Raw genomic sequence first — 18239 nt, 5'->3', positions numbered from 1 at the left:
TTCTGTAATACGCCGCAATATTTGTGCTGAACCAGCGTTAACCCATTGTTAATGGCCGCGACGCAGACTTCTTTCGCGGTCTGCTTCACGGACGAACCGACTCCCACTTGTTCAGTAGGAGGCACCATGAAAACCACCACTATCATCTTCACCACCCTGCTAGCCCTCGGCTCCACCAGCGCCTTCGCTGAAGGCGGTGCCGAACGTATGCGTTATTACTACGACAATTTCCCGGTCCAGCACGCGCAAAGCGAGCAGAAGACCGACGCCAGCGCGAAAGAAATCCGCGTCCCTGCTGACCAGACGGCGCAGGTGACCGAGTCCTATCGCGACTGAGCTTTACCGAGCAACCGATGGACCTTCCGTGGCTCCGCTCTGGCCCGGGAGATGACAGTTCAGGCGCCCTGATCGGGGCGCCTTTTTTTATGTTGGTGATTGGCGGTGAGGAGCCTTCAGGCCTGCAAATCCTTTATCCAGAACAGCATCCGCCCGTGATCTGGATTGAACATCCCCGGTGCAAAGCCGAATTTGCGATATGAACCCTGCGCCACCGCATTGCCTTCCAACACTTCCAGGGTGATCTTGCAGCAGCCACGCTGACGAGCGATTTCTTCAACTTTCTGCAGCATTTTCTGACTGAGCCCAAGGCCACGAAATTTGCCGACCACGGCGACGTCGTGAACGTTGACCAGCGGTTTACAGGCGAAAGTCGAGAAGCCTTCAAAGCAGTTGACCAGCCCGGCCGGTTCGCCGCCGACGAAGGCCAGCACGCTGAAGGCATGCGGGCGGCGGGCGAGTTCTTCGGGCAGGCGTTGCAGCAGTTCGGGCGCGATCGGATGACCACCGCCCATGGGATCTTCGGCGTAGTGGTTGAGCACGATGCCGATGGCTTCGGCGTGCACCGGGTTGCTGTAGCTGGCCTGAAGTACGAGTATTTCTGCGGAATCCATTTCCATCCCCGATAAGCAAAAAGCCCCGGCGCGCAAGGTGCTAGCTGAAAGGCCTGGGGGGGACCTTAGCTTGGGTGCGCCGGAGAGGGCAACTTGAAAAGCTGCGATCTTTTGCGGTCAGTGGCCCCAGATCAGCTCTTCGGTCCAGCCCAGTTCGGCGAAATCTTCGGCACGCAATGCGCTTTCGCCGACACAGAAAAATTCATCCAGTTGCGGTGGCTTGACCGCCGTGCCGCTGAGCATGGCGTGCACCTGGCCACGATGATGGAGCTGGTGCTCGAACAGGTGCGAGAGCATGCGCAGGCGGCTGTCATGTTGCGGCATGTCACGGGCGATGGTGACGATTCTCGACAGGTCGGCATCGCGCAGTTGCTCGCAATAGGCGATCAGGCGGCGATCAACGCGGGCCTGTTCTGCACGCAGCGCCGCAGCCTCGGTAAACGGCTCGTCTGCATTGAAGAAAACATAGCAATCAGGGTGTGGCTCGTCACCGCGCAATTCCCGCTCCAGCGCGTCGACGTAGAACCAGTCGCAAGTGAGGATGTGGTTGAGCGTGAGGCGGATGCTGGGGAAGAAGCTCACCCGTGGCGCCGCCAGTTCAGTGGTGTCGAGCTGGCTCCAGGCCTTTGCCAGGCGGTGATTGGCCCAGGCATTCTGATAGGCCATGGTCAGCAAATGATGGGACAGCGGTTGACTCATGTCGGCGCCCTCTTCTTTCAGGCTTCAGCGAAGCGCTGCAATTGCATCTCCTGCAAACGGCTGAGGGTGCGGCGGAACGGGAATTCCAGGTAGCCCTCGGTGTATAGCGCGTCCATCGGTACGCTTGCCTCGACGTACAGCGGCACCTTGCGGTCGTAGCATTCGTCGACCAGCGCGATAAAGCGGCGAACGCCGTCGTCATGCACCGATAACTGCGGCAATTCCCGGTCACCGGCGACCACGCGCTCAGCGCCATCTTCGGTGCCCCGCGCAATGCGCCCTTCGCGTTTTTGTGCGCTGAGGTTCGGCACTTCGCTCAACAGAATAGCCCGGTAGCGATCACACAGGGCAATGAAGTCCATGGCGGCGAAAGGTTGTTCGCACAGATCGCTGTAGCGGCACCACAGCACCGATTCGCTGGCTTGCACGACGTTGAGTGTGCGGTGGCCCACGGCGACTGGCTCATCGCTGACAGTCTCATCTGCAGCCAGCGACTTGAACACGGCACTCAGTGCGCAGGGCGAATCGGCCTTGTTGACAAAATAGCGCTGCTCGATCGCTCCGGGATGCAAGCGATGATCCTCGGCGCCATTCACCGCGACCACTGTCATGTGTGCCTTGATCGCCGCAATCGCCGGCGTGAAACGGTCGCGATTGAAGCCGTCCGCGTACAGGTCATCAGGCGGCAGGTTGGACGTGCAGACCACCACTACGCCTTCCTCGAACATCACCTGAAACAGCCGGCCGAGAATGATCGCGTCGCCGATGTCATTGACGAACAGTTCATCGAAACACAGCACCCGCACTTCGCCGGCCAGCTCTTTGGCCAAAGCGCGCAACGGATCGGCGATGCCACTGAGTTGAAACGAACGCTGATGTACCCAGCCCATGAAGTGATGAAAGTGCTGACGCCGCGCCGGCACCCGCAGAGTCTGATAGAACTGATCCATCAGCCAGGTCTTGCCGCGCCCGACCGGCCCCCACAGGTACACGCCTCGGATCGAAGGCTCACCGGCGTGCAAGGCTTCATGGCATTTTTGCAAGGCCCAGACTGCGTGTTCCTGGGCTTCATCCTGGATGAAACCCTTGTGGTCGACCGCGTATTGCCAGGCACTGAGGGGAGAGTCGAAAGTCATGCGCGGGAGTATGCCACGGGCGATTGGCCATTGCTGGTCGAGGCACGTTTGATCGTTCCCGCGCTCTGCGTGGGAATGCCTCAAGGGACGCTCCGCGTTCCAGCTCTGGAAGGGACGCGGAGCGTCCCGGGCTGCATTCCCACGCGGAGCATGGGAACGATCAGAACAAGGGAGAGGCAGTAAAACCTGACCTTTCAGGCAGTTATTGCTCGTTGCCCTCGCCGCCCTCTTCCGGCATTCTGCGCACCCATTTTCTGACCCGGCCCCGCCTTGCGGCGCGCACATCACCATGACCGCCTCTGACAAAACCCCGCGCAACAACGACCTGATCTACGGCCTCAACGACCGTCCGCACCTGACCGCCACGGTGTTCGCCGCGTTGCAGCACGTGCTGGCGAGTTTCGTCGGCATCATTACCCCGACCCTGATCATGGGCGGCGCCCTCGGTCTGCACAGTGAAATCCCCTACCTGATCAGCATGGCGCTGTTCGTCTCCGGCCTTGGCACCTTTGTCCAGGCCAAGCGCTTCGGCCCGGTGGGTTCCGGTCTGCTGTGTCTGCAAGGCACCAGTTTTTCCTTTATCAGCGTGATTCTCAGCGCCGGATTCATGGTCAAGGCGCGCGGCGGTGGCACTGACGAAATCCTCTCGACGATCTTCGGCGTGTGCTTCTTCGCTGCGTTCATTGAAGTGGTGCTCAGCCAGTTCATCGGCAAGCTGCGCATGCTGATCACCCCGGTAGTCACCGGCACGATCATCACGCTGATGGGTCTGTCGCTGATCAAAGTGGCGATGACCGACATCGCCGGCGGCTTCGGCGCGCCTGACTTGGGCGCAGCCAGTCACGTATTTCTGGCGGCGCTGGTGATCGGTACCATCGTAGTGCTGAACCGTGTCGACGTGCCGTTTCTGCGCCTGGGCGCGATCGTCATCGGCCTGACCCTTGGCTACGTGGTGGCCTGGCTGATGGGCACGGTGGATTTCGCTTCGATGCCCGAAGTGCCGCTGGTCAGCGTGCCGGTGCCGTTCAAGTACGGCTTCAACTTCGATTGGGTGGCATTCGTGCCGGTGGCGGTGATTTTCCTCGTGTCGCCGCTGGAAGCGGCCGGTGACCTGACCGCCAACTCGATGATCTCCCGGCAACCGGTGAAAGGCCCGTTGTACATCCGCCGGATCAAATCCGGCCTGCTCGCCGATGGTCTCAACTCGGCCATGGCGGCAGTGTTCAACAGCATGCCGATGGTGACGTTTGCGCAGAACAACGGTGTGATCCAGTTAACCGGCGTGGCCAGCCGGTACGTGGCGTTTTTCATCGCCGGGCTGCTGGTGTTGCTCGGTTTGTTCCCGATGATCGGCGCAGTGCTGCAACTGATGCCGAAACCGGTGCTGGGCGGCGCTGAGCTGGTGATGTTCGGTACCGTCGCCGTGGCCGGGATCAAGATCCTCGCCGAGGCCGGCCTGCATCGACGCAACATGCTGATCGTGGCGATCTCGCTGGGCATGGGCCTGGGCATCGCGGCGGTGCCGGAAGTCCTGCGCGAACTGCCGCAAGCGCTGCGCAACATCTTCGAATCGCCAATCACTGTCGGTGCGTTGTGCGCTATCGTGCTGAACATCTTCCTGCCGGAAGAATTCATCGAGCTGGAAGAAGATGATTTCGACCCGGAAGCTTCGATTCTGCAGGTCATGGAAAACCCCGACGTCGCCGCCAAAGGTGAACCCGGCCAAGCGGCGGCTGTCGCACAGTTGAACCGCTGACGTCACGCCTCGAAAAAAAGGGCTGCACCGGCGACGGTTCAGCCCTTTTTTTGTCGAGAGATTTTTATGCGCCGCGTCCACGCCGTCATCCTGTCGCTTGTGCTGTTGTCGCTCAGCGCCTGCGCGCTGTTTCCCAACCGCGATCCGGTGAACATCAACGTGGTTGGCCTCGAACCGTTACCCAGCCAGGAACTGGAAGTACGCTTCGCGATCAAGCTGCGCGTACAGAACCCCAATGAAACGGCGATCGATTACAACGGCATCGCGCTGGATCTGGAGGTCAATGGTCATTCGCTGGCGTCCGGTGTGAGCGATCAGAGCGGCTCGATCCCGCGTTTCTCTGAAGCCATTGTCACGGTGCCGGTCAGCGTCTCGGCGTTCTCGGTGCTGCGCCAGACATTGGGGCTGAGCCAGACGCAAAGCCTCGATAATCTGCCCTACGTGCTGCGCGGCAAACTGGCGGGCGGGTTGTTTGGCACGATGCGCTTTACCGACAGCGGCAAGTTGAGCCTGCCCAAGGTGAGTGCGGCGACTTGGTAAAAAGTTTTCTGATCGGGCACCGATCCCTGTGGGAGCTGGCTTGCCAGCGATAGCGGTGCATCTGCCAAAAAGATGTCGACTGACATGGCCCCATCGCTGGCAAGCCAGCTCCCACAGGTTCAAAACAAGTTTCAAGGTCAGGAGTTGAACCGCACCCCCGGCTTCGCACGCTCATCAACGGTCAACTCGAAGACATCCGGCCGCGCGTAGTGGCCGACCACATCGTAGTCATACCGCGCGCGGATCAGTTCATCAGTGTCGATCTGCGCCGTGAGCAAGCCCGCTTCCCCGCGCAACGGCCCCGCCAGCACATCGCCCATCGGACCGACGATCACGCTGCTACCGGCGATCAACGGGCGATCACCCGGCCAATTGGCAATCTCCACCCCCAAATCATCCGGCGAGGCCTGCACCTGACAGGCGCTGACCACAAAGCAGCGGCCTTCATGGGCGATGTGGCGCATGCTGACCTGCCACATTTCGCGCTCGTCCACGGTCGGCGCGCACCAGACCTCAACGCCTTTGGCATACATCGCCGTGCGCAGCAGCGGCATCATGTTTTCCCAGCAGACCACGGCGCCAAGCTTGCCGACCTGGGTGTCGAACACCGGCAGCGTCGAGCCATCACCCTTGCCCCAGATCAGTCGCTCGGTGCCGGTGGGCATGAGCTTGCGGTGTTTGCCGAGCAGCCCGGCCTGCGGATCGAAATACAGCACCGTGCAATACAACGTGCTGCCAGCGCGCTCGATCACGCCGATCACCAGATTGGCCCCGGTGCGCGCTGACAATCCGGCCAGCGCGTCGGTTTCGGCGCCGGGCACATCGATGGCGTTGGCAAAATACCGCGCGAACGCCTCACGCCCCTCGGGCAGTCGGTAGCCTAATTGGGTGCCGAAGCCCTCGCCTTTCGGGTAGCCACCGAGCAAGGCTTCCGGCATCACCACCAACGCGGCGCCGGATTCGCGGATTGCGTCTTCCCAAGCAAGGATCTGTTCAAGGGTTTCGCCTTTGCCGCCGGGCAATGCACCGATCTGCAACGCCGCCACTATGGATTTGGCCATCGTGTTTACTCCTTCAGGTTCAGGTGTTGCCGATTCTCCAGCGTCACGCGATCATGAATAAAGCCCTGCCGACTGCTGAATGATATGAGCCAAATGAATATCGCCGACATTGACCTCAACCTGCTGAAAGTCTTCGAAGCACTGCACGATGAATCCAGTGCCAGTCGCGCCGCCCTGCGCCTGGGCGTAACGCAATCGGCAGTCAGCGCGGCATTGCGCCGCTTGCGTGAGGTGTATGGCGATCAGTTGTTCGTGCGCACCGGCCGCGGACTGGCGCCGACCCTGCAAGCCAATCAGCTGAAACCGGTGATCAGCGATGCGCTCAACAAATGCCGGCAAAGTCTGGCCATGCTCGATCCGGCGGCCAATCAATACGAAGGACGTTCGGTGGCGATCGGTCTGTCAGATGATTTTGAAATTGCCTACGGGCGCCACTTGATCGAGGAAATCGCCCGCCGTGCGCCGAAGCTGCGGTTGATATTTCGCCAGACCCACAGCCAGATCGTTGCCCGCGCGCTGATGGAACGCAGCATCGACCTGGCGATCACTGCCGGCGGCTTTTCCGAGCGCCTGCTCAGTCGTCAGGTGTTGGGGGAAGGCGGCTATGCGTGTTTGGTCGACCCGGCCAGTCTCGCGCCAGGCCAACAGCAGATCGCGTTGCAAGAGTTCGTTGAACGCGAGCACATTCTGGTGTCGTCGGGCGGCTTTATCGGCATTACCGATGAGGGATTGGCGGCAGTGGGTTTGAGCCGGCGAGTCTGCGCGTCGACCACGCATTTCGCCGCGCTGCCCTTTCTGCTCAAGGGCAGTCAGGCGGTGGCGACCATCCCGGCCCATGCCGCCGCAAGCATCGCGACGCTGAGCGGGCTGGCGTTGCTGCCCTGCCCTCTGGCTTTACCGCGCTATCCGGTGGAACTGGGCTGGCGCACCAGCACGCAGATCGATCCGGTGCTGGTCAAGGTTCGCGAGGCGATTGCCACCACGTTCAGCCAGGCGTGAAGCGGATTATTTGTTCGCCGCCATCAGGCGATTGACTTCACTGCGCACCATGTTGGCGAACTCCGGCGGCGACATGCCGTCCAGTTCGGCGCGGACCCACTCCGCCCATTTGCCCTTGCGCTTGGAGCGCTCCCCAAACAAGCGCGCGGCTTCGCCTTTGGCTTTGCCCAGATTGTTCTGCCAGAGTTCGAACAGACGGGATTTCTCATCTTCCAGCGCTGCGCGCTCTGCGAGGGATTTGTCGGCCAGATTGAAACTCATGGGGATTTATCCTGCTGCGTAAAATGGCGACATCTTACACGCTCGATGGAAATCTCCGGTGCAGGTTTTTCCCTTCTCCACGAATGACATGCAACTTTTCGCCTGCCGCTACACTCCATTGGTCACTGTCCATTCACCTGCAAGGAGTCACCCAATGGCCCGTAAAACCGCCTCGCAAGCTGCCGAAGAGCAAATCAAGGATCAAGCTTTCAGCGAGCTTCAGGCTCTGATCGAAGAATCGGACAAACTGCTCAAGAGCAGCGCTTCACTGGTCGGCGAAGAAGCAGAAACGCTGCGTGCACAAATCGCCCAGAAACTGCAGCTGGCACTGGATTCGGTGTCCAGCGTGCGCGATCGCACCAAACCCGCCGTCGAAGCCACCGAAAACTACATCGGTGGTCACCCTTGGCAAACCGTGGCGATCTCCGCCGGTTTCGGCCTGGTGGTGGGCCTGCTGCTCGGCCGTCGCTGAGTCAGGCGCACAGAAAAAGGCGAACCTCAGGGTTCGCTTTTTTTATGCCCACCGCTTTGCTTTTCCATTACTGAATTCACCTCGGTATCCCAAGTCGGCGTACCTCGCCCAAACCACGCGGTCAGTCCCCTCTCCCCCCGGGAGAGGGCTAGGGTGAGGGGCTTTTGACCTTGTCACTGCAATCGTCAGAACAACAAAAGACTCACTCCCCCGCCAACTCCCGCAACTGCCCCAGCGTCTGCTCATCCAGTACGATCCCTTGCGCCATTGATCGACTGCGCTGCAAATGCCGGCGATCCCCCGGCAGGCGCTTGAGCCCGACTCCGTGCATCTGCCGCACCAGTTCCTCGCTGCGCTGGGCAAAGCTCTGCCCCGCCGCTTTGCTCGGATCGATGACGATCAACAGCTGGCCGGTCCACGGGGTTTTCGCGCCGGGATGGTTGGACCAGTCAAACTCGAATGAGAAATTGCCGCCGGTCAATGCCGCCGCCAGCAACTCGACCATCATCGACAGCGCCGAGCCTTTGTGCCCGCCGAACGGCAACAGCGCTCCACCTTCCAGAATCGCCTTGGGGTCCTGGGTCGGCTGGCCGAGGCTGTCGACACCCATGCCGGCCGGGAGTTTTTCACCTTTACGGGCTGCAATTTGCACATCGCCATGGGCGATGGCGCTGGTGGCAAGGTCGAACACAATCGGCGCGGCGTTGGCCCTTGGCGCGGCGAAGGCAATCGGATTGGTACCGAACAATGGCCGATCAGCGCCATGGGGCACCACGCAGGTCATGCTGTTGACCACGCTCAGCGCCACCAGACCTTCGTCGGCGAAGGGCTCGACATCCGGCCACAAAGCGGCGAAATGATGCGAGTTGCGAATCGCCAGCACCGCGATGCCGGCATGACGCGCCTTCTCGATCAGCAAGGGTCGGGCCGCTGCCAACGCTGGCTGGGCAAAACCGTTGCCAGCGTCAACCCGGACAAACCCCGGCGCGACATCTTCAACCTGTGGCACGGCATGGCCATTGACCCAGCCGCTTTTCAGCGTCGAGACATAACCGGGGATGCGAAACACGCCATGACTGTGAGCGCCGTCGCGTTCGGCGTTGGCGCAGTTGACGGCGAGTACCCGTGCGACTTCGCTGGAGGTGCCGTGGCGCAGAAAAATCGTTTCAAGCAGTTGCGTCAGTGCTTCGAGGGACACTGTGGACGAGCCATGATCGTGTGGCGCAGACATCTGAAGCTCCAGAATGATTATTGGAGGGAACAACAGCGTACGGTCGATTTTGCCCACCGATTAACCCTGTCCGAGCTGCCAGCTGTCAACCCTTCGATTCATTGCCATCGGTTGGCGCGCCCTGATGCACATTTTGATCTCGGCACGTGCGGTAACTGTCTACCGCAAGTGCTCCACTCTGCGCATTTACTGTTGAGTTCCAGCCCAATGGCGCCCTGTTCAGAGTTGCAATGATGTCCACCCCGACTGCCCCGCTGTTGTTTCCAGTGATATTCGATTCACCCGGCCTGCACGCTGACCTCGCTCCGGCACACGGTCTCAACAGCAAAGACTTCGACTGGCTTGCACACGCGCAACTCGCTACGCAATCGCTGCGCAACAAGCAAACCCCGCCAATGCTGGCCGAACGCATCCTGCTCAACGCCGACAAGCAACTGGCCGTGCCGCTGGCAGGCAGCTTCATACTCAGCGCAGGGCCGGATGACAACGGCGTGTTTCTCTATACGCCCTACGATGGCCTGAAAAAATTCGCTGACCGCCAGGCACTGACGGACGCCCTGCAGACACGCCTCGACAATGCCGGGGAAGCTGATGATCTGCTGGCTTTCCTCTCGGTTTCATTGCGCAAGGAACTGGTGGAAAAACGCAGTATCACCCTGACTTGCGAAACCATCGAAGGTGATGTGTTCGAGGACCAGCAATTGGCAATCGGCGACTCTCTGGAGAGGTGCGCCCGTGACCTGCTGGACGAGCTCAAACGCCTGCCATCCCTTGCAACGCTGCTGGAAAAGATTCTCGACGAACTGCTCGAAGCGCATTTTGGCGCGGTGCAACAATCGCTTACTCGCGTCGGTTTCTATTCGGTGACTTCTTCGGATGGGAAACAGTGGGTCGACTCGCTGTCGCTGACTGAAGCGCTGTTGGTGCACTTTCACCGTCAGGGCTGGCCCCACGGTCAGCTCGTAGAGTTTACCCATCCCGCCCGTTCGGTACGCGAAGACGATCAGTCGGCCTGGACCAATGCGATCAAGTCGGCATCGGGAAAACTGACCATGCTGTTGTTTCGACAGCTTGAGGTGTTTTGGAACGGCGCCTCATTCGAAGGCTCGCCCAGACGTACTTTCTTCAGCCAGACGGTGCAGGATCAGGCGCGCGCGGATCTGATGATCAAGCGCGAAACGCAGATCCTCACCGCCAGCGAGTTCTACGCCCTGCACAGCCTGGTACGTGAGCCAACCGTTGCGGTACGGCGGCCAACGTTCGAAACCGTGTGCCTGAGCGAAGAAACAGCCTGTGTCGAGCTGGCCGGTTCGCTGATGATCAATCACGACAAGGCTTATCTCTATACGCCCAGCCAGGGCCTGCAGGTACTCGCCGACTACGCGGATCTCAAACAGACACTGACCGCGAAAATGCGGGCTGCCGGACACGAAGACGAACTCTACGGGCTGATGAATCTGCAAGAGCGCAATCGTTACCTTGGCTTCGCTAACGCGCAGGTATCCGGGGAAAACATTGGCGGTGAGATCATGACCACGCTGTTCGAGGCCATCATCACCAAGCAACGTCAGAACGTTGAATTCGTTCTGCAGCGTTTTCGTCAGAGCGAGCGCACCACTGACATCCATGCGCTCTTCGACAAGGCGTTGGATATCCGCTCAATGATTCATGAACGGCTGCTCAAGCTCGACGTCAATCAGCGCTGGAGTACCCGGCCGTTGTTTACCAGTACACCGCCATCGTCACTCGTGCAGGCAGACAAGGCTGCGCAGCAGGCGACACTTCTGGGACGGACGCTGGATAATCTGACCAGCCACTTCAAAGACCAGCCGACCGCGCACGGCGCAGAACAGCGCGTCTTTTTGGAAGGCATTCTGTGGAAACTGGCCCAGGCATTCGAAGACGGCCTGCGTGGTGAGGCGTACCTGCGCAGCCTCAGCGGGTCATGGCTGGAGGCGGAACGAAAGATCGTCGACACCGTGTTCGATTCCAGGCACCCGACACGCAGGGACCGCCAGTCACTCAATGGTTTTCGCCCCGATGCCTGGTCACTGACCCTCATCGGAACCGAGCCCAACGCTGCGCTGCCGCTCGCTCACTGTGTGCTGCTGACCGAGCGCGGCGGCATGGACGTGAAACATTCCGGGCGCGCCATCCTCTGGACACCGGCCCTGGGCCTGGAGCTGTTTGACGACATCGCCAATGCGCAAAAGCAATTGCAACAACGGCTGGACGACAATAACCAGAGTCACACGCTGCTGGAAAATCTGCCAAAGGCGCAACACAGACTGGACCAGCAATACACACTGGGCGAGTTTCAATTGATTAATGGCAGTGTCTCCCGAGACCGCATGCAATCTGCCATTGAACAGTTCCTGGCAGAATGTGAACTGCTGCGAGTTTGCATCAAGGAGCCAAAGACATTGGCGAGCTTCCTTGATGAAATGAAGAATGCTGTCATCGATACCAACCTGCGACGCGCGATCGATCTTGCACGAACCCTTTCGCGTCATCTGGATTACCCCGACTGGTTGCGTATGGCCTCGGCGACGGAGCAACGCACGCAACTCGCGCTGCTGGATGAACTGCGGCATGCGTTCATTGATGGCAAGGATTTCCTCGATGAGGTCCCGGCGCTGGCCACTCATATCGAGCAGACCCTCAAAACCCTGCTCGATGCCCGCTTTCCAGGCAACGGGCTCAAGCCACAGGACATCCGGATCACCCCCAATCTGATATTGGCCGGCCCTGCCTGCAACTTGCTGGAATTTGCCTTGCATCACTACAACGTCGTGCAGGGCAGCGGTTTCAAAGTCGCCTCGACAACGGCCACAGCCTTACCAAAAGAGTTTGCCCAGACCGCGGTACGGCAATTACTGCAATCTCTTGATGTTGCTACCACCTACACCGCGAAAGTCACCGAAGCGCTGTCAGCCGACAGCCCGTCTGCTCGCACCAGCAAAGAACGGTTCTTGCGCCAGTTGCCCTGGCAATTGATGCAACACGCCCACTCGATGAAATTGCAGCAACAGCTCTCGGATACCGGCTATGACTACATTTGCCAGGTCCTCGACATGCCGGACGCGATAGCGCGCGCTGCGGTCGAGGGCGCTCATGCCATCGCTTGTCCGCTATCGTTGATCAAGACCCCAGGCGCTGATTGCGTCGACACACTCGGTTTGTATGTCTTCGGTCCGGGCGCAGGGCAAACAGGCCCCCGGATCCTCTATGCGCCTTACTCCAGGTATGTGTTTCGCGAATTCGAAAACGAAGCGCAGCTGATCGAGGCACTGAATACCCCCGGGCACTTCCAGGATTTGATCATCCGGCGTCTGCCTGAAGCTCAGCAGGCGATATTCAAGAGCCTGTTGAAAACAACGATCGGCAAAGACAGTGAAATCACTCTTCATGGCGCGCCCATCAATGGCAACGTGCTCGAGCGGTTTCACCAAGACACTCTGCGTCTTCTGCCGCAACTGTTGCGCAGCCAGCCACAGATCAATGGCCAAGCGGATTGGGAAGCGGTGAAGTTTCTGTTCAGTCACGGCGTGCGCCTGGTGCCACATTTGCTACCGGGCAAACTCGCGTCCGGTTTTTTTCTTTGGCGAAGCTACCAGGACTTCAAGGCGTCCGCCGAAGGCCTTCAGGATCACCACTGGGCAAATGCCCTGAAAAGCTTCATCGCAGGGGCGATTACCCTCTTCAGCCTGGGACGTCTGTCATGGGAAAGCGAGGCAGACACGGCCGGCTCCGAATTCGCCGCAGAGGCGCAAGCACCTGCGGGTACAGCCACAACGGTGCAAGTCTCCTCTCGCTGGGCAAAGGTGTCGCCCGTCACGCCCGCTCGGATTGATTTGCAGCCCTTTGAAAGCAGTACGGCGCTGGAATCCCTCAAGCTTGATGCCAATAAGCTGGTCTATGGGGATTCGTCAACGACGCAGAAATACGCCGCCATTGCCGGCAAGGTGTATCCGGCAGTCCAGCTCGAAAAAAACTGGTATTTGCGCAAAAAAGACGGCAGTCAGGGGCCGGCACTCGAAGAGAAAAATGCCCGTCTGGTTGTTGCAAGCGCCAGCCAGCCGGTTCATCGCTGCCGATCAAAACGTCGTGACCCTGCTCAACATGAAGTCGAGGAAAACCGCTCAATAGAAATGTATATCCAGGCCAGAGGCATGGCCCAGATCCACCGTCGCTATCCGGCCAGGGCGTTCGTGATACAGCAAGCCGTAAACCGTGCAAGAGAATATGCAGTCAATTGCCTGCATAACTACGTTACACAGCGCAGCCATCCTGCGGGCACACGGCTGGAGACGGTTTTAAAGGAGTTCTTCGAGGTGCAAGAGGTAACGCCCTTGCTGCTCACAAAACTCGAGAAAGTGATAATTCCTGTGTGCCAGGAATTGACGAACCCAAAAGATGATTTGCTCTACACCGAGCGCTTCTTTACTGGTCTGAATGGGCCTGGCAGCGCCAATACCGTTGCTTTCGTTTTCAAACAGGACAAACAGAAAATAATTCATCTCACCGAGGTTTTTTTCAATCCCAGAATGGACAAATACACCGCCCATCTGCCTCCTCGATTCAATGTTGATTCACACGCACGCGCGGTAACGATTATCCATGAACTCTCGCATCTGGTTTGCGACAGCGAAGATCTGGTGACGATCCAGGCCATGGGGCCTTATCTCGACCTTATCGACACGACGACGGCAGAGGGGCAAGCGGCCAAGGGCTCGCTTGAACGTTATCGCAGGTTATTGTCGCGCTACGGCAATCTCTCGCACCTGTTTGCGGTGAAATCCGATAACCACGTCTGGACCGATCTGGACAAAATGCCGACGCATGCCGCGGATTACCTGAAAATCCTCAGCCTTACCAAAACCACAAACCTTGCAGACGCGCGCCGAGCGTTTCGCAGTCCTGTTTCAGCAGATGCGCGGGTCGACGTGATGCTCGCCAACGCCGACTCGATCGCCCTGCTCATCAGCGAACTGGGGCGCCAGCTCGACCCGCTTCCCGCGCCCATACCGCTATCGGCGCCGGTTGCAGATCAGGCGGGATCCTCGCAAGCGCTGGCGTGACGACAAAAAAAATGCGCCGGCGTAACGCCAGCGCATTGCTCATACCAAGAATCAACGAGTGAGACGGTGCGTTAATCCTTCTGATCGCGCAGTACATTGCCCGAGGCGCCGTCGATGCGGAACTCGTAGACAATGCCGTCAGCCTTGCGCCCTTCGCCTTCCCAGTAGCCGTCATTGTCGGCGCCGATCTCATAGACTTCGACATAGCCGGCCTTGGTCTTGGCGACCTCGATGGCTTTTTCGATGGTGATCCAGCCTGCGCCGGGCTTGTCCGCCAGAGCGGCACCGGCACCGAGCAAACCAGCAGTGGCGATCAGGGCTGCGAATGTCTTTTTGATCATTTTTTCACTCCATTTATGGATAGTAGTCAGTTGCTTCCTGTTTTTTTGGGCGCCACAGGGAAAAATAAGTTCCGCGTTGATGGGTAAATGCCATGACGGATGTTCTCGGCAGCCTGCCGGCGAGGTTAGAATGAGCGAAATCAGGACGAGTCAATGACCCAAGACACTCTCTCGGAAGCCGAATACGATGCGATCACCGATGCCGCCGCGCACTGGTGCATGCGTCTGCACGCCGCTGACTGCACGGACGAGGAGCGTCGCGCATTTGAGACCTGGCACGCTGCACATCCTTTGCATGCCTTCGAATACGAAGCCATGCAAGAAATCTGGGAAGTCGCCGGAGATCTGCCTCGAACCGAGCCCGAGGCACTCGCGGCGCAGCGCAAGCCTTCGCGTTCGTGGCGCAAGTTCGCGGTCATTGCTGGCGCCTGCGCCCTCGCCTTGCCACTCGCGGCCTACAGCGGCTGGAGTCTGGGCTGGGTGCCTGACAGTTATCAGCATTACGCCGCCACCGACAGTGTGCGTCAGATCACCCTGAGTGACGGCAGCCAGCTAGAACTCAACCTGCACACCGACCTGAGCTTCAGCAATTACAAACATGAACGTCGCGTCACCCTGAACAAGGGCGAGGCGTTTTTTAATGTCAGCCATGACGCGTCTCATCCACTCGTGGTTCGCGCCGGCGACGGCAAGATCCGCGTGACCGGTACGCGGTTCAATGTGTGGATGTACGAAGATCAGGTGCGGGTCAATCTGATCGAAGGTTCGGTGCTGGTCAGCAGCAATCGCGACTTGCCTGGCGACGGTCTGCGCCTCAGTCCCTCGATGCAGGCGCGCTACCGGCATGGCGATTACGCGCCGCAAATCAGTCAGACCTACCCTGGCGATACTTCGCTGGCGTGGCGCAGCGGCCGATTGGTGCTCGACAACCTTGCGCTGCACGACGCCCTGCCGCTGATCAACCGTTACCTCGACAAGCCGTTGATGCTGGCCGACACCAATACCGGCGCGATCCGCGTGGGCGGCGTCTACAACATCAAAGAGATGAACCACCTCGCCAACAGCCTGCCGAAAGTGCTGCCGGTCTATTTGACGCGAAACAAGGAAGGCAACCCGGTAATCAATTCGATGCCGCAACGCCCGCCGAAAAGCTGAAGGCCGCGTCCCTTGCGGGAGGCGGCCTTCGTTTGTTTCGAGCTGTGACTGTTTTACTGCGCTGCCACCTTCCCTGCCTGATCCTGCTTGATCGTCTGCACCTGATATTGCGGATCCGCCTGGATCTGCTGTTCGGTGAACGGCAGAACACTCCACTGCTTCTTCGAAAATGCAGCAGTCTGATCCCGCGAGTATTTCGACATCGGATCACTGGATAACGAGAACGCCAGCAGCCCTTGGGCGTGCGGGCCTTTTTCATCGAAGCTCACAACTTGCAGATAGCTGGTGCCGCTGACCACTTCAAGTTTGCCGTCTTCGCGGGGCACGCTTTGCATCGCGTTGTAGATGCCCAGCGTCCCCGGCCCGCCATGAATCGGCGTTTGCTGCCCGCCGCTGCTGACCACCTGGACATCACCCCAGCGGGTGTCAGGTTTCAGGCCCATTTTTGCGACCCGCTCGACCGACGCCAGCATCGCTTCACGCAGTGCTTTGGCGACGGCAGGTTGTTCGACTGCCAGGCCGCGAGGAGTGTGTTGCGCATCTGCCGGATTGAATGCAACACGCCAGATATCCGCTGATTCAAGCAGCGCCTGCATGATGTTCTGAAAATGCACCAGACCGAGCCCGGAATCCAGATTTGCGCGGCCGTCCCAGGCTTTGAGGCTGGCGCACGCAGACTTGAGTGTCGCGGCATCGCTGCCCAGATCGGCGCCGCAGAACTTCCGCAGATCGGGCATGACCTGCGCGGCCAGATAGACCTGATCGTCCATGACCATGTGCTGCAGATCCTTGACTGCCAGCGGGCCTTTCTTGCTCAGTTCAGCCAAACGATCAAGCGCGAATCGTGAGCGCAGGCCCAGCGGTTGTCCTTCCTGACTGATCAGCGGTGAATAGCCGGTGAGCGGTTGAGCCGGGTTGGCCAGCCATGCCGAATCATTGGAGTGCTGAACGAAATCCCTGCGCAGCAATTGCGGCAACTGGCTGGAGGCGAAGATGCCCTGCTGCGCGGCTTGCGGATCGACATCCCAGGCACAGCCGCTGTTGGAACCGTCCAGTACGATCATGCGCAGACCGAGGCGTGGGTCGCTGCACTTGGCCAGTTTTTCCGCGCTGACGTTCGGTACCACCGACAGGTTCATGTACAGCGTCTGGCCCTTGTCATCCACCGCCAGGGTGTTGACCCACGGGATGCCCTGGATCTTGTGCACTGCGTCTTGCAGGTCCTTTAGATTGCTGGCCTGGTTCATCGCATACCACTGTTCGAGCACGCGGTCGTTGTCGAGGTTGGCATCGCGCAAGCTGTAGGCATATTGCCTGTCCCAGTCGAGCTTGCCCGGCCATTGCACGATCGGGCCGAACTGCGAGCTGTAGATGTCGCGCGCAACCGCTACGACCTGTCCGTCAGCCTGCTTGACCTGCACGGTAACCGTCTGTTTGTTCAGTGGCAGCGACTTGCCATCGAACAAATATCGAGTCGGATCCTTTGGATCAAGTTGCAGGCGATACAAGGTGAAGTGTTTCGACGAATCGACGGTGTGGGTCCAGGCCAGATGCTGGTTGAAACCGATATTGATCATCGGCAATCCCGGCAAAGCGGCGCCCATCACATCAAGCTTGCCGGGGATGGTCAGGTGCATCTGATAAAAGCGCATCCCCCCGACCCATGGGAAATGCGGGTTGGCCAGCAACATGCCACGGCCATTGAACGAGCGCTCGCTGCCGACCGCCACGGCGTTGCTGCCGCGATCCAGGGCGAAACGTTGCTGGCGCGCGTCGGCCAACTGGAACGCCACGGTGTCGTGCTTCACCTGCGCGGTCGCTTGCGGCGGTGTCGCGCCAGCAACGGCTTCGGCGAACTGCCCCACCCCGCCTTCAACCAGCAGGCGCCGCGTCAGTTTGACCAGATCCTCGGCACTGATATCACGTACCCACTCGCCCTGGCATTGCTGCGGCAACCCTTGCTGACGGCGTTCAGCCAGATAGCGGTTGTAACCGGCGGCATATCCCTCGACCAGGTCGCGGACCTGCGTCGGTTGCGCCTGCCAGAAGGTTTCGACCGCTTCAGGGGTATTGAGCCAGGTGAAGAACACATCACTGACGCGGTTTTGCCGTTGTTCAACAGTCAACTGCTCCGGGCCGAAATATTGGGAGCGCTGACCATTGACCGTAACGATCTCGTTAGCCAGCAGGCACAGATTGTCCTGGGCGTAGGCGTAACCGATGCCGAAACCCAGACCGCGTTCGTTGTCGGCGCGAATGTGCGGCACGCCGAAACTGGTGCGGCGAATGTCAGCGCTGGTCTGTGCCGATGGACTCAGCGCATGGGCCGACAGGCTCAGCCCGAACAAGGTGCTGGCGAGGGCCAGCCCGGTAAGTTGCCTGGAAATAATCACGCTCGCTCCTGATCGAAAGGTCGATTGCCCCTGCGTCCACGCGCAATGAGCCTGTCGAAGAAACGAACCTGAGGGAAAAAATTTAGCGGGTAGCCCATTGAGGCAATGCCGTCATCACAAGGCTGAGACGAATTAGCGACGAAATTTCTACATCTTTTCTTTCA

General features: G+C 59.4%; 15 protein-coding genes. 7 read left to right on the top strand and 8 right to left on the bottom strand.

What is annotated here, in order from left to right:
- The first annotated feature begins 126 nt into the window (after positions 1-126).
- On the top strand, positions 127-336 hold the full coding sequence (locus AB4N85_RS08350) for a hypothetical protein (RefSeq protein ID WP_252869506.1): 210 nt from the start codon (positions 127-129) through the stop codon (positions 334-336).
- Positions 337-452: 116 nt separating this feature from the next.
- Here AB4N85_RS08350 and AB4N85_RS08345 read toward each other — a convergent pair whose 3' ends face one another.
- The 3 genes from AB4N85_RS08345 to zapE all read right to left on the bottom strand — a co-directional run bounded on the left by AB4N85_RS08345 (position 453) and on the right by zapE (position 2785).
- Positions 453-950 carry a GNAT family N-acetyltransferase gene (locus AB4N85_RS08345; RefSeq protein ID WP_024012903.1) on the bottom strand — a complete coding sequence of 166 codons (498 nt, stop codon included), beginning with the start codon at positions 948-950 and terminating at the stop codon, positions 453-455.
- Between the two features lie 117 nt (positions 951-1067).
- A complete protein-coding gene (locus AB4N85_RS08340) occupies positions 1068-1649 on the bottom strand; it encodes a DinB family protein (RefSeq protein WP_056785884.1) in 582 nt (193 codons plus the stop codon).
- Positions 1650-1666: 17 nt separating this feature from the next.
- The gene (zapE, locus tag AB4N85_RS08335) at positions 1667-2785 is read right to left on the bottom strand and encodes a cell division protein ZapE (protein WP_252869505.1); all 1119 of its coding nucleotides are present in this window, start codon (positions 2783-2785) and stop codon (positions 1667-1669) included.
- A gap of 289 nt (positions 2786-3074) precedes the next feature.
- Here zapE and AB4N85_RS08330 point away from each other — a divergent pair, with 289 nt between their 5' ends.
- Both AB4N85_RS08330 and AB4N85_RS08325 read left to right on the top strand, forming a co-directional pair.
- Positions 3075-4541: a nucleobase:cation symporter-2 family protein gene (locus AB4N85_RS08330; RefSeq protein ID WP_016774665.1), complete on the top strand. Its 1467-nt coding sequence runs from the start codon at positions 3075-3077 to the stop codon at positions 4539-4541.
- Positions 4542-4607: 66 nt separating this feature from the next.
- Positions 4608-5081 carry an LEA/WHy family protein gene (locus AB4N85_RS08325; RefSeq protein ID WP_460067688.1) on the top strand — a complete coding sequence of 158 codons (474 nt, stop codon included), beginning with the start codon at positions 4608-4610 and terminating at the stop codon, positions 5079-5081.
- 137 nt (positions 5082-5218) lie between these two features.
- On the opposite strand, the gene AB4N85_RS08320 is transcribed toward AB4N85_RS08325, so the two are convergent.
- Entirely contained in the window at positions 5219-6142 is a 924-nt protein-coding gene (locus AB4N85_RS08320; protein WP_460067687.1) for a carbon-nitrogen hydrolase family protein, read from the bottom strand.
- 84 nt (positions 6143-6226) lie between these two features.
- Here AB4N85_RS08320 and AB4N85_RS08315 point away from each other — a divergent pair, with 84 nt between their 5' ends.
- Positions 6227-7141 (top strand): LysR family transcriptional regulator, encoded by a 915-nt coding sequence (locus tag AB4N85_RS08315; protein WP_095179973.1) that lies wholly within the window; start codon positions 6227-6229, stop codon positions 7139-7141.
- Positions 7142-7147: 6 nt separating this feature from the next.
- Here AB4N85_RS08315 and AB4N85_RS08310 read toward each other — a convergent pair whose 3' ends face one another.
- On the bottom strand, positions 7148-7402 hold the full coding sequence (locus AB4N85_RS08310) for a hypothetical protein (protein ID WP_003224595.1): 255 nt from the start codon (positions 7400-7402) through the stop codon (positions 7148-7150).
- Between the two features lie 154 nt (positions 7403-7556).
- On the opposite strand from AB4N85_RS08310, the gene AB4N85_RS08305 reads away from it, so the two are divergent.
- Entirely contained in the window at positions 7557-7874 is a 318-nt protein-coding gene (locus tag AB4N85_RS08305) for an ElaB/YgaM/YqjD family protein (protein ID WP_016774661.1), read from the top strand.
- A gap of 202 nt (positions 7875-8076) precedes the next feature.
- On the opposite strand, the gene AB4N85_RS08300 is transcribed toward AB4N85_RS08305, so the two are convergent.
- Positions 8077-9105 carry an Ldh family oxidoreductase gene (locus AB4N85_RS08300; protein ID WP_095179972.1) on the bottom strand — a complete coding sequence of 343 codons (1029 nt, stop codon included), beginning with the start codon at positions 9103-9105 and terminating at the stop codon, positions 8077-8079.
- A 233-nt stretch (positions 9106-9338) separates the two neighbouring features.
- On the opposite strand from AB4N85_RS08300, the gene AB4N85_RS08295 reads away from it, so the two are divergent.
- Positions 9339-14186: a dermonecrotic toxin domain-containing protein gene (locus AB4N85_RS08295; protein WP_460067683.1), complete on the top strand. Its 4848-nt coding sequence runs from the start codon at positions 9339-9341 to the stop codon at positions 14184-14186.
- Between the two features lie 71 nt (positions 14187-14257).
- Here the strand turns inward: AB4N85_RS08295 and AB4N85_RS08290 are convergent, their stop codons facing one another.
- Entirely contained in the window at positions 14258-14527 is a 270-nt protein-coding gene (locus AB4N85_RS08290) for a PepSY domain-containing protein (protein ID WP_252869499.1), read from the bottom strand.
- Positions 14528-14680: 153 nt separating this feature from the next.
- Here AB4N85_RS08290 and AB4N85_RS08285 point away from each other — a divergent pair, with 153 nt between their 5' ends.
- On the top strand, positions 14681-15682 hold the full coding sequence (locus AB4N85_RS08285) for a FecR family protein (RefSeq protein WP_460067681.1): 1002 nt from the start codon (positions 14681-14683) through the stop codon (positions 15680-15682).
- Positions 15683-15735: 53 nt separating this feature from the next.
- Here the strand turns inward: AB4N85_RS08285 and pvdQ are convergent, their stop codons facing one another.
- Entirely contained in the window at positions 15736-18075 is a 2340-nt protein-coding gene (pvdQ, locus tag AB4N85_RS08280) for a bifunctional acylase PvdQ (protein ID WP_252886000.1), read from the bottom strand.
- Positions 18076-18239: the final 164 nt, after the last annotated feature.

This window comes from Pseudomonas sp. H1_G08 (genome assembly GCF_054681355.1).
Note: the sequence above shows the minus strand (reverse complement) of the source record. Positions and strands in the feature narration are given on the sequence as shown.

What these genes read in the sequence shown, in the direction of transcription:
- AB4N85_RS08350 (WP_252869506.1), top strand. Translation starts at nt 127, where the DNA reads ATGAAAACCACCACTATCATCTTCACCACCCTGCTAGCCCTCGGCTCC.
- AB4N85_RS08345 (WP_024012903.1), bottom strand. Translation starts at nt 950, where the DNA reads ATGGATTCCGCAGAAATACTCGTACTTCAGGCCAGCTACAGCAACCCG.
- AB4N85_RS08340 (WP_056785884.1), bottom strand. Translation starts at nt 1,649, where the DNA reads ATGAGTCAACCGCTGTCCCATCATTTGCTGACCATGGCCTATCAGAAT.
- zapE (WP_252869505.1), bottom strand. Translation starts at nt 2,785, where the DNA reads ATGACTTTCGACTCTCCCCTCAGTGCCTGGCAATACGCGGTCGACCAC.
- AB4N85_RS08330 (WP_016774665.1), top strand. Translation starts at nt 3,075, where the DNA reads ATGACCGCCTCTGACAAAACCCCGCGCAACAACGACCTGATCTACGGC.
- AB4N85_RS08325 (WP_460067688.1), top strand. Translation starts at nt 4,608, where the DNA reads ATGCGCCGCGTCCACGCCGTCATCCTGTCGCTTGTGCTGTTGTCGCTC.
- AB4N85_RS08320 (WP_460067687.1), bottom strand. Translation starts at nt 6,142, where the DNA reads ATGGCCAAATCCATAGTGGCGGCGTTGCAGATCGGTGCATTGCCCGGC.
- AB4N85_RS08315 (WP_095179973.1), top strand. Translation starts at nt 6,227, where the DNA reads ATGAGCCAAATGAATATCGCCGACATTGACCTCAACCTGCTGAAAGTC.
- AB4N85_RS08310 (WP_003224595.1), bottom strand. Translation starts at nt 7,402, where the DNA reads ATGAGTTTCAATCTGGCCGACAAATCCCTCGCAGAGCGCGCAGCGCTG.
- AB4N85_RS08305 (WP_016774661.1), top strand. Translation starts at nt 7,557, where the DNA reads ATGGCCCGTAAAACCGCCTCGCAAGCTGCCGAAGAGCAAATCAAGGAT.
- AB4N85_RS08300 (WP_095179972.1), bottom strand. Translation starts at nt 9,105, where the DNA reads ATGTCTGCGCCACACGATCATGGCTCGTCCACAGTGTCCCTCGAAGCA.
- AB4N85_RS08295 (WP_460067683.1), top strand. Translation starts at nt 9,339, where the DNA reads ATGTCCACCCCGACTGCCCCGCTGTTGTTTCCAGTGATATTCGATTCA.
- AB4N85_RS08290 (WP_252869499.1), bottom strand. Translation starts at nt 14,527, where the DNA reads ATGATCAAAAAGACATTCGCAGCCCTGATCGCCACTGCTGGTTTGCTC.
- AB4N85_RS08285 (WP_460067681.1), top strand. Translation starts at nt 14,681, where the DNA reads ATGACCCAAGACACTCTCTCGGAAGCCGAATACGATGCGATCACCGAT.